This window comes from Sphingomonas bacterium, assembly GCF_903643035.1.
Lineage (GTDB): Bacteria > Pseudomonadota > Alphaproteobacteria > Sphingomonadales > Sphingomonadaceae > Sphingomonas.
Genome location: NZ_CAHJWW010000081.1, coordinates 1 through 10,472 on the forward strand (window position 1 = coordinate 1; position 10,472 = coordinate 10,472).

A 10,472-nucleotide genomic window follows, 5' to 3' on the forward strand; every position below is an offset into this window, starting at 1 on the left:
CCCGTGCCGCCAGTAGGAGGACACCTGCAGGATCGCCGGCCCCGACAGGCCGCGATGCGTGAACAGCGCCGCCTCCGGGAACGCCGCCGTGCCGCAGCGCGCCACCACCTGCGCCGACACGCCGGCGAGGTCGCGGAACAGCGCCTCTCCCGCGCCCAGCGTCAGCGGGACCAGCGCGGGGCGCGGCTCGACGACCTTCAGCCCGAAGCGGCGCGCAAGCTCATAGGCGAAGCCGGTCGCGCCCAGCTTGGGTATCGATGGCCCTCCCGTCGCGATCACCAGCGCCGCGCCCGCGTGGCTGGCGCCGTCGACGCCCACGCGGAACCGCCCGTCCGCGTGGTCCACCGCCGTCACCGTCCGGCCGAGCGCCATGTCGACGCGGCCCATCCCGCATTCGCCGAGCAGCATCGCGACGATGTCGCGCGCCGATCGGTCGCAGAACAGCTGCCCCAGCGTCTTCTCGTGCCACCCGATCCCGTGCCGCTCGACGGTCGCGACGAAATCGTCCGGCGTGTAGCGGGCGAGCGCCGAGCGCGCGAAATGCGGGTTGGCGGACACGAACCGGTCGGGCGCGGTGTGGATGTTGGTGAAGTTGCACCGCCCGCCGCCCGAGATCACGATCTTCGCGCCGGGCTCCGCCGCATGGTCGACCACCAGCACGCGCCGGCCGCGCTGGCCCGCCGTGGCGGCGCACATCAGCCCGGCGGCGCCGGCGCCGAGCACGATCGCGTCATAGGTGTCCCCGGTCATCCGCGCGTCACCGCAGCCTGGCGATCGACAGTCCGTCTTCCTTGGCGCGGTCCTTCACCGACTCCTCGCTGCGGGTCAGCGCCTTGGCGATCGCCTTCAGCGACATGCCCTTGCCCGCGAGCAGATGCAGCTTCTGGATCTCGTCCTGCCGCCAGGGCTGTCGGTGGCGTTCGAACTTCTCGGGCATGGCCGTTCCTGTCTGCTTCGTCGTAGGCGCCGGATGGGTCGCGGGCGCCGGATGGGTCGCGGGCGCCGGATGGGGTGGCGGGATCATCCCGCGATGCTCAGCGCCACCGCCTCGGCCACCTTGATCCCGTCGATCGCCGCCGACAATATGCCGCCGGCATAGCCCGCGCCTTCGCCCGCCGGATAGAGCCCGGCGGTGTTGAGGCTCTGGAAGTCCCGGCCGCGCGTGATCCGCACCGGCGAGGAGGTGCGCGTCTCCACCCCGGTCATCATCGCGTCCGGATGGTCGTAGCCGGCGATCTGTCGCCCGAACACGGGCAGCGCCTCGCGGAACGCGTCGATCGCGAACGCGGGCAGGCAGTCGGCAAGGTCGGTCAGGTGGACGCCCGGCGCGTACGACGGCGCCACCGCGCCGAGCCGCGTCGAGGGCCGGCCCGCCAGCAGGTCGCCCACCAGCTGTCCGGGCGCGGCATAGCTCGAACCGCCCGCGACATAGGCCGCGCTTTCCAGGGCGCGCTGCAGCTCGACACCCGCCAGCGGGCCGTCCGGATAGTCGCGGGCCGGGTCGATGCCGACCACCAGTCCGGAATTGGCGTTGAACTCGGCGCGCGAATACTGGCTCATGCCGTTGGTGACGACGCGGCCGACCTCGCTGGTGGCGGCGACCACCTTCCCGCCGGGGCACATGCAGAAGGAATAGACGGTCCGCCCGGCCGCGACGCCGGTGCAGTGGTGCGACAGCGTATAGGCCGCCGCGCCCAGATCGGGGTGGCCCGCGCACGGCCCAAAGCGCGCGCGGTCGATCCACGACTGCGGATGCTCGATCCGCACGCCGATCGAAAACGGCTTGGCCTCGACGTGGACGCCGGCGGCGTGAAGCATCGCGAACGTGTCGCGCGCGCTGTGGCCGGGGGCGAGGATGACGTGCGTCGCGGCCAGCCGCTCGCCGGTCGACAGGTGCAGCGCGTGGAGGCGACCGCCGGCGATCTCGACGTCGTCGACGCGCGCCTGCCAGCGATACTCGCCGCCCAGCGCCACGATCTGCGCGCGCATCGCCTCGACCATCGTCACCAGCCGGAACGTGCCGATATGCGGATGCGCCTCCGTCAGTATCTCGGCGGGAGCGCCCGCTGCGACGAACTCGGTCAGCACCTTGCGGCCGAGGTGGCGCGGGTCCTTGATCTGGCTCCACAGCTTGCCGTCGGAAAAGGTGCCCGCGCCGCCCTCGCCGAACTGGACGTTCGATTCGAGGTTCAGCACGCCGCGCCGCCACAGGCCCCATGTATCCTTCGTCCGCTCGCGCACCGGCTTGCCGCGATCGACCAGGATCGGCCGGAAGCCGGACTGCGCGAGGATCAGCGCCGCGAACAGCCCGCACGGCCCGGCGCCGATCACGACGGGGCGCGGAGCCCCCGGCGGGGTGGTGGACGGGGCGGTGGCGACGGGGCGATAGCCGGTCTCGGGCGTCGGCCGGACGTGCGGGTCGTCCGGGAAGCGGCCAAGCACCGCCGCCTCGTCGGCCAGCGTCACGTCGACCGAATACACCAGCAGGATCGCGGACTTGCGCCGGGCATCGTTGGCGCGGCGGACGACCCGCCATTCGATCAGCGCCGCGGGAACGATATCCAGCCGGCAGACGATCGCGTCCGCCAGCGCATCGGGCGCGTGCCCGAGCGGCAGTCTGAGGTCGGCGATGCGGAGCATTGGACGGTATCTAGGGACTGCGGGCGGTCCGACCAACTCCGCCCACGCGCGGCCTGGACGGAAAAGGGGACGGGAAGGGGATGCGCCTGCGTCCTACATCAGTTTGTCGAGCGTGATCGGCAGATCGCGCACGCGCTTGCCCGTGGCGTTATAGATCGCGTTGGCGACCGCGGCGCCGATGCCGGTGATGCCGATCTCGCCGACGCCGTGCGCGCCCATCGGTGTATGGGGATCGGGGATGTCGGTCCAGATCACGTCGATGTCGGGCACGTCCATGTGCACCGGCACATGATATTCGGCGAGGCTGGGGTTCATCACCCGCCCGTTGCGCTCGTCGAACTGCGTCTCCTCCATCAGCGCCAGGCCGAGGCCCATGATGATGCCGCCGCGGAACTGGCTGGCGGCGGTCTTGGCGTTCAGGATGCGGCCGCAGTCGAACGAGCCCAGCACGCGGCGCACCCGCGGTTCGCCGGTGACGGCGTTCACCGCGACCTCGCAGAAGATCGCGCCGAAGGAGTGCATCGACCAGTGCAGCGTCTCCAGCGGTGGCGCGGCGTCGCCCTCCACGGACACCTCGTCGCGTTGCGCGCGCGACAGGATCGAGGCGTAGCTCTCGAAACGACCGGGCTCGTCGATACAGGCAAGGCCGCCGTCACGCGCCTCCACCTCGCCGGGCTTCAGTCCCGCGAGCGGCGAGTCGTTGCCGGCGAGCTTCAGCAGTTCCTTCACCAGCGCGCCGTGCGCGGCGATCACCGCCGCGCCGATCGAGGCGGTCTGCTGCGACCCGCCGGCCAGCACCAGCCCGGGCTGGCGCGAGTCGCCATAGGCGACCGTCACCCGGTCCATCGGAAGGCCGAGCCGCTCCGCTGCGACCAGCGTCGTCGTGGTCTGCGTGCCCATGCCCATCTCGTGCGCGGCGATCTCGATCGTCGCACGGGCGTCCTTCGTCAGCGTCAGTCTCGCCGCCCCGCCGGGCATCCGGTAATAGGGATAGGTCGCGGTGGCGCAGCCCATGCCGACCAGCCATTCGCCCTCGCGGCGGGTGCCCGGCGTCGCCTGCCGCTCGCTCCATCCGAACCGTTCGGCGCCCTGGCGATACGCCTCGACGATGTTCCGCGACGAAAAGGGCGTGCCCGACGTCGGATCCTTCTCGGGCTCGTTCACCACGCGCAGCGCGATCGGGTCCATGCCGAGCACGACCGCCAGTTCGTCCACCGCGCTTTCCAGCGCGAAGGTGCCGACCGACTCGCCGGGCGCGCGCATGAAGGTGTTGGCGAGCATGTCCATCTCGCCATAATGGACGCTGAGCCTGAAGCTGCCCGCGGCATAGGCCGATCGCGTGGCCACGATGAACGGCTCGGGCATGTTGTTGTGCGCGGTCATCGCCACCGCGCCGGTGTGGACGATCGCGTCGAACGTCCCGTCCGCCCGCGCGCCGATCGCGACGCGCTGCTCCGTCAGCGTCCGCCCTCCGACCAGCCGGTACACGCCTTCGCGGGACAGCACGATCCGCACCGGCCGACCCGCCAGACGCGCCGCCGCCGCCGCTAGGAAATGGTGCCGCCACAGGGTCTTGCCGCCAAAGCCGCCACCCACATAGGGCGACGAGACATGGACCTGCCCTTCCTTCAGGCCGAACACGTGCCCGATCGTCCAGGCGGTATGCGCGACGCCTTGCGAAGCGTCGTGGATCATCAGCTCGTCGCCGTTCCACGCCAGCGTCAGGGCGTGCGGCTCGATCGCATTGTGGTTGTGGCGCGGCGTCGTGTAGGTCGCGTCCACCCTTGCGGACGCCGCGGCCAGCGCCGCCTCCGCATCGCCGATCTCGACCAGCAGCGGCTCGCCCTGGAAGCTCGCGATCTTCAGGGCCGACTTGACCTCGTCGAACGTGGTGGTCGCGGGTTCAGGGTGATAGGTCGCGCGGATCAGCGAGACGGCGTGGTCCGCCTGCTCCTGCGTCTGCGCGAGCACGACCGCGATCGGCTCGCCGTTCCAGTTGATCCGGTCGTCCTGCATGATCGGCAGGTCGTCGCCCGACGCCGCCTTGGGCGCGGACATGAACATCGGCGGCGGCGCGAGCCGGGGCGCGTTGCGATGGGTCATCACCAGCACGACGCCGGGCGCCGCCTCGGCCGCGTCCGTGTCGAGGGTCGCGATGCGGCCCTTCGCGATCGTGCTGTAGGCCAGCGCGGCATAGACCATGCCGTCCATCGGGAACTCGGCCGCGAACCGCGCCGCCCCGCGCACCTTCAGCGGTCCGTCGAGCCGCGAGACGGCCGTGCCGATCAGGCCGTGCTTGTGGCGGATCAGCGGATCGGGAACGCCGCCGGGGATCCAGCTGTCGGGCGCGAGCTCGATCGCCTTGTTCCTAGCCGCCTGCACGGCGCCCTGCACGCGCTTGGCCGTTTCCTGTACGATGCTCATGCGGCTTCTCCCATCAGGTCGGCGAGAACGGGCAGGCCGCTCAACTCGCCCAGCACGGCGACGATCGTGCGCGTCGCCAGCGGTATCTTGAACGCGTTGCCCGACAGCGGCGCGGCGTCGGCTAGCTCGGCCCGCGCGGCAGCGCGAAAGGTCTCCCCGGTCGCCGGCGCCCCGCGCAGCACGTCCTCCGCCTTCCACGCGCGCCAGGGCTTGTGCGCCACGCCGCCGAGCGCCAGGCGCACGTCGCGGATCACGCCGTCCTCCACGTCCAGCGCGGCCGCGACCGACACCAGCGCGAAGGCGTAGCTCGCCCGGTCGCGAACCTTGCGATAGGTCGAGCGCGCGGCCATCGGCATGGCGGGCAGCTCGACGCGGACGACCAGCTCGTGCGGTCTCAGGTTCGTGTCGCGGTCCGGGCTGCCGCCGGGCAGGCGGTGGAAGTCCACCAGCGGCAGCGCGCGCTCGCCGTCCGGGCCGGTCAGGTGCACGATCGCGTCGAGCGCCGCCAGCGCCACCGCCATGTCGGACGGATGCGTCGCGACGCAGGCGGGCGAGGCGCCTAGGATCGCATGGATGCGGTTGAACCCGTCGACCGCGTCGCAGCCGGCGCCGGGCTCGCGCTTGTTGCAGCGGGCGGACTCGTTGTCGTAGAAATAACCGCATCGCGTGCGCTGGAGCAGGTTGCCGCCCGTCGTCGCCATGTTGCGGATCTGCGCGGACGCCCCGGCGAGGATCGCGCGCGCCAGCACGGGATAGCGTTCGCGCACGACGCGGTTCTCCGCCACCTGCGTGTTGGTGGCGGCGGCGCCGATGGTCAGGCCGCCCGCGTCTGTGGGTGCGATCGCGTGGGACAGGCCCGTCACGTCGACCAGCGCGTCCGGCCGCTCGATCGTCTCGCGCATCAGGTCGACTAGGTTGGTGCCGCCGCCGAGATACCGCGCATCGGGGTCGGTTCCCGCCAGGCGGACCGCGCCCGCCGCGTCCTCCGCCCGCGTGTAGGTGAACGGGGTCATGCCGCCTTCTCCAGCATCCGGCCATCTCCGTCCGCATAGGTCTCCGTGATCGCGGCGACGATGCCGTTGTAGGCGCCGCACCGGCACAGATTGCCGCTCATCCGCTCGCGCAGCTCGTCGCCGGTAAGCGTCACCCGGTCCGCCGCCAGGTCGGCGGTCACGACGCTGGGGAGCCCCCGCGCGACCTCTCCCGCCATCGCCACCGCCGAGCAGAGCTGGCCGGGCGTGCAATACCCGCACTGGAAGCCGTCATGCTCGATGAACGCGCGCTGGAGCGGGTGGAGCTCGCCCCTGGCGCTTAATCCCTCGACCGTCGTGATCGAGCGGCCCTGGTACTGCACCGCCAGCGCGAGGCACGCGTTGATCCGCTCGCCGTCGACCAGCACGGTGCATGCACCGCACGCACCCTGGTTGCACCCCTTCTTGGAGCCGGTGAGCCCCAGATGCTCGCGCAACAGGTCGAGGAGCGAGGTGCGGATATCGCATTCCGCCTCCACCATCGCATCGTTGATCGTGAAGTTCATGGGGTCATCCTCCGTCGGGCGCCTTTTGCCACCTGGACCACCGCTTCGTCCAGCGCGGACAGGAAGCGCGAGCGGTCAGTCTTCGAAAACGGCGCCGGCCCGCCGAGCTGGTCGCCGCCGGCGCGAAGGTCCGCCATGATCGCGCGCGTCGCGATGGCCGTGCCGATGGAGGCGGTCGTGAACGGCCGGCCGGTCGGCGCGATGACGCTCGCCCCCGCCTTCAGGCACCGGTCGGCGAGCAGGATATCCGCCGTGACGACGATCGCGTCCGCGCCGGACGTCTCCGCGATCCAGTCGTCGGCGGCATCGAACCCGTCTCCCACCACCACGCGGGTGACGAGCGGGTGGTCGGGGACCCGCAGCCGGGAGTTGCTGACGATCCACACGCCCGCGCCGTGGCGGAACGCGACCCGGTACGCCTCGTCCTTCACCGGGCAGGCATCGGCGTCGATCAGGATGCGGGGCATGACGGGCGCAAACAGCGCGGGGAAGCTACTGCTGCCCGCCCTGACGGGGCGCCCGACCATGCGTTGGACGCGCCCCGTACCGCGCGCGGGGCAATCCACCCTGGTTGCCGCCACCGGCACGCGGGCCGCCTCCACGCCCGCCACCGTCACGTCCACCACCTTCACGGGCGGTGCCGCCACCGCCCGGCGCGGGACCGCCCTGCGCCGGCTCGATCCGAAGTTCGCCCTCGGGATCGGCGGTCGACGCGGTCCGCTTGACCGCCGCCAGGAAACGGCCGGCGACGCCGCGCGGTATCTCGAACATCGTCTCGTCGGCGGCGATGCGGATCGCGCCCACCTCGCCCTTGCCGAGATGGCCGCGCCGGCACAGCAGCGGCAGCAGCCAGCGCGGATCGGCGTTGTGCCGACGCCCGATGTTCATCCGGAACCATACCGCGTCCTCGAACCCCTCGCGCGACTGCCCCGGGCCGGCATCGTTGCCGCGTTCGCGACCCGGTGCTCCCCGGCCGGCGGCGGGCGCCTCCAGCAGATCCTCGGCCGCGGGCAGCTTCGCGCGGTGCGCACGCACCAGCATGCCGGCCACCTCCTCCGCCGATCGTTCGGCGAGCAGCGCGGCGCCAAGGTCGCGATCGTCGTCGTCGAGCTCGACCGGCGCGGACAGCACGGCGAGCAGCCGCTGGCGGTCGGCGACGCGGATGTCCTCGGGCGTCGGGACGGCGATCCACTCCACCGCCACGCGCGCGTCGCGCAGCATCGCCTCGGTCCGGCGGCGGCGTGGATAGGGAACGATCAGTGCGGCGATGCCCTTCCTGCCCGCGCGGCCGGTGCGGCCGGAGCGGTGCTGCAACGCCTCCGCGTCGCGCGGCAGCTCGGCATGGATGACGAGCGACAGGTTGGGCAGGTCGATGCCGCGCGCCGCGACGTCGGTCGCGACGCAGACTCGCGCGCGGCGATCGCGCAGCGCCTGGAGCGCGTGGTTGCGCTCGGCCTGGCTGTGCTCGCCCGACAGCGCGACCGCGTCGAAGCCGCGCTCCACCAGCCGCGCGTGCAGCTGGCGCACCGCCTCGCGCGTCGCGCAGAAGACGATCGCGGTGTCCGGCTCGTGAAAGCGCAGCAGGTTGACCGCCGCATGCTCGATGTCCGACGGCGCGACCGCCAGCGCCTGATAGCTGATGTCGCCGTGGCCGCGATCCGTGCCGACCGTCGACACGGTCATCGCATCGCGCTGGTACCGGCGGGCGAGCGCGACGATCGGCTTGGGGATGGTCGCCGAGAACAGCAGCGTGCGTCGCCCGTCCGGCGTCGCGTCCAGCAGCCCTTCCAGGTCCTCGCGAAAGCCCATGTCGAGCATCTCGTCCGCCTCGTCGAGCACCGCGACCTTCAGCGTCGACAGGTCGAGCGCGCCGCGCTCCAGATGGTCGCGCAGCCGGCCGGGCGTGCCGACGACGACATGGGCGCCGTGGCTCAGCAGGCGCCGTTCGCGCGACGGGTCCATCCCGCCGACGCAGCTGACGATCCGCGCGCCGGCCTTCGCGTACAGCCATTGCAGCTCGCGGCTGACCTGCAGCGCCAGTTCGCGCGTCGGCGCGATGACCAGCGCGCCCGGCGCTCCGGGCTGGCCGATCGGGCCGAAGCCGGCGTCCCCCCCGTCTCCCCCGATCCTGGGGAGCAGCTGTTCCGCCATCGCCATCCCGAACGCGACGGTCTTGCCCGATCCCGTCTGCGCGGAGACGATCAGGTCGCGCGTATCCGCGCCTTCCTGAAGCATGGCCGCCTGTACGGCGGTGGGAGCGGCATAGCCGCGTTCGGTCAGCGCCTCCTGGAGAGACTGCGGCAATTGGCTGAAAGGCATCAGTCGATATCGGGGCGCGTGATGGCGGAAGCAAGGCGGACGCGTCACGGCCACCCGGCGCTGGTCATCCGGTCGGCGGCGAGGGCTCCTGCGCGGCGCGATCCTCGTAGAAGCAGCGGACGATGTCCCAGGCCTCCTCGGCGGTCTCGACGAAGGTGAAGATGCCGAGATCGCGCTCGGACACTACGCCTTCCTCCACTAGCGCGTCGAAATCGATGACCCGCTCCCAGAACTCGCGGCCGAACAACAGCACGGGGATCGGCTCGATCTTGCCGGTCTGGATCAGCGTCAGCAGCTCGAACAGCTCGTCGAACGTGCCGAACCCGCCCGGAAACGCCGCCAGCGCGCGCGCATGTAGCAGGAAGTGCATCTTGCGCAGCGCGAAATAGTGGAACTGCATCGACAGCGCGGGCGTGACATAGGGGTTGGGAGCCTGTTCGTGCGGCAGGACGATGTTGAGGCCGATCGATTCGGCGCCGACGTCGCGCGCTCCCCTGTTCGCCGCCTCCATGATCGACGGCCCGCCGCCCGAGCAGACCACGAAATGCCGCTTGCCGTCCGCGTCTCGCGGCAACCGGCTGGTGATCCGGGCGAGTTCGCGCGCGACCTCGTAGTAACGGCTCTTGGCGACCAGCCGCTCGGCGATGCGACGGCTCTTGTCGTCGGTCGCGAGGTCGAGCAGCGCGCGCGCCTTGTCGGGCTCGGGAATGCGCGCCGAGCCATAGAACACGAACGTCGAGGCGATCCTGGCCTCCTCGAGGATCAGCTGGGGCTTGAGCAGCTCCAGCTGGAACCGGATCGGGCGCAAGTCCTCGCGCAACAGGAAATCCATGTCCTGGAAGGCCAGGCGATAGGCGGGGTTCTGCGTCTGCGGCGTCGAGACGCTGGTCTTGGCGGTCTTGGCGTCCTGCGCGGCGCGGCGGAAGACGCGGCTGGGTACTCGGGTATCGGTCATCCGGAGCCTCTAAGGCAGGCGCGGGCCGCTGCCTAGCGGCAGAACGAGGCCCGATCGTCCTCCAGGTGCAGGTGGTTGCGGTGCGCGGTGTTGTAGTCGGGGGACAGCACGGTGCCGAAGCGGCGGCAGGCGGAACGGTGGATCGCGTCGAGGAAGCCGCGCACCTGCGGGTCGGGCGACGACCAGTCGGCGGCGATCGTGATCCGCCGCCCGTCGCGCAGGTCGAAGCCGCCGATATCGACCGCGTTGGCGATCGCATGTCCCGACCGCCGGCTCGCGGCGCGCGCCGAGCCGATCACGTTGCGGCAGGCATAGCTGCCCATCCCCTCCACCCGCGCGAGCTCGCTGCCCAGCAGCTGGTACGCCGCCGGGACGACCGCGTTGCGCACCCAGCCCGCCAGCGCCCGCGCCTCGCCGCAGCGTACCGCCGTCAGATTGGTGACGGGCACGCCGATATCGTCCAGCCGCACGGTGCCGATCAGGGCGCAGCCATCGCCACGGTCGCGATCGGGCAGAGGCGTGAAGCGCACCCCCATGCGCGCGAGGTCCGCATGGCAGGCCCGCGTCTCGCCCGCCGGCGGGCCGGCGACCGGTCGG

10 protein-coding genes are annotated in these 10,472 nt (G+C 71.6%); all 10 read right to left on the reverse strand.

From position 1 onward, the window contains the following. Window positions 1–750, reverse strand: a 750-nt coding sequence (locus tag HUV01_RS07050) for an NAD(P)/FAD-dependent oxidoreductase (RefSeq protein WP_174297593.1), incomplete at its 3' end; no start/stop codon positions are given. A gap of 7 nt (window positions 751–757) precedes the next feature. Continuing rightward, a complete protein-coding gene (locus HUV01_RS07055; protein WP_174297594.1) occupies window positions 758–937 on the reverse strand; it encodes a hypothetical protein in 180 nt (59 codons plus the stop codon). Between the two features lie 83 nt (window positions 938–1,020). After that, window positions 1,021–2,640 (reverse strand): NAD(P)/FAD-dependent oxidoreductase, encoded by a 1,620-nt coding sequence (locus tag HUV01_RS07060; protein ID WP_174297595.1) that lies wholly within the window; start codon window positions 2,638–2,640, stop codon window positions 1,021–1,023. Between the two features lie 93 nt (window positions 2,641–2,733). Then, the gene (locus HUV01_RS07065; protein WP_174297596.1) at window positions 2,734–5,064 is read right to left on the reverse strand and encodes a xanthine dehydrogenase family protein molybdopterin-binding subunit; all 2,331 of its coding nucleotides are present in this window, start codon (window positions 5,062–5,064) and stop codon (window positions 2,734–2,736) included. After that, the gene (locus tag HUV01_RS07070) at window positions 5,061–6,077 is read right to left on the reverse strand and encodes an FAD binding domain-containing protein (RefSeq protein ID WP_174297597.1); all 1,017 of its coding nucleotides are present in this window, start codon (window positions 6,075–6,077) and stop codon (window positions 5,061–5,063) included. Before HUV01_RS07070 ends, HUV01_RS07065 begins: the two co-directional genes overlap by 4 nt. After that, the gene (locus tag HUV01_RS07075) at window positions 6,074–6,601 is read right to left on the reverse strand and encodes a 2Fe-2S iron-sulfur cluster-binding protein (RefSeq protein WP_174297598.1); all 528 of its coding nucleotides are present in this window, start codon (window positions 6,599–6,601) and stop codon (window positions 6,074–6,076) included. The genes HUV01_RS07070 and HUV01_RS07075 overlap by 4 nt, the downstream gene beginning before the upstream one ends. Next, window positions 6,598–7,068: a YaiI/YqxD family protein gene (locus HUV01_RS07080; protein ID WP_174297599.1), complete on the reverse strand. Its 471-nt coding sequence runs from the start codon at window positions 7,066–7,068 to the stop codon at window positions 6,598–6,600. The genes HUV01_RS07075 and HUV01_RS07080 overlap by 4 nt, the downstream gene beginning before the upstream one ends. Before the next feature lie 25 nt (window positions 7,069–7,093). Then, complete coding sequence (locus HUV01_RS07085; RefSeq protein WP_174297600.1) at window positions 7,094–8,920, reverse strand: DEAD/DEAH box helicase; 1,827 nt, start codon at window positions 8,918–8,920, stop codon at window positions 7,094–7,096. Window positions 8,921–8,984: 64 nt separating this feature from the next. Then, window positions 8,985–9,875 carry an LOG family protein gene (locus tag HUV01_RS07090; protein WP_174297601.1) on the reverse strand — a complete coding sequence of 297 codons (891 nt, stop codon included), beginning with the start codon at window positions 9,873–9,875 and terminating at the stop codon, window positions 8,985–8,987. 32 nt (window positions 9,876–9,907) lie between these two features. Further along, window positions 9,908–10,472: extensin family protein (locus HUV01_RS07095; protein WP_254606448.1), on the reverse strand; the 565-nt coding region annotated here is incomplete at its 5' end.

Bases quoted from the DNA above. Each gene is read 5' to 3' on its own strand.
- HUV01_RS07055 (WP_174297594.1), bottom strand. From the start codon at position 937: ATGCCCGAGAAGTTCGAACGCCACCGACAGCCCTGGCGGCAGGACGAG.
- HUV01_RS07060 (WP_174297595.1), bottom strand. From the start codon at position 2,640: ATGCTCCGCATCGCCGACCTCAGACTGCCGCTCGGGCACGCGCCCGAT.
- HUV01_RS07065 (WP_174297596.1), bottom strand. From the start codon at position 5,064: ATGAGCATCGTACAGGAAACGGCCAAGCGCGTGCAGGGCGCCGTGCAG.
- HUV01_RS07070 (WP_174297597.1), bottom strand. From the start codon at position 6,077: ATGACCCCGTTCACCTACACGCGGGCGGAGGACGCGGCGGGCGCGGTC.
- HUV01_RS07075 (WP_174297598.1), bottom strand. From the start codon at position 6,601: ATGAACTTCACGATCAACGATGCGATGGTGGAGGCGGAATGCGATATC.
- HUV01_RS07080 (WP_174297599.1), bottom strand. From the start codon at position 7,068: ATGCCCCGCATCCTGATCGACGCCGATGCCTGCCCGGTGAAGGACGAG.
- HUV01_RS07085 (WP_174297600.1), bottom strand. From the start codon at position 8,920: ATGCCTTTCAGCCAATTGCCGCAGTCTCTCCAGGAGGCGCTGACCGAA.
- HUV01_RS07090 (WP_174297601.1), bottom strand. From the start codon at position 9,875: ATGACCGATACCCGAGTACCCAGCCGCGTCTTCCGCCGCGCCGCGCAG.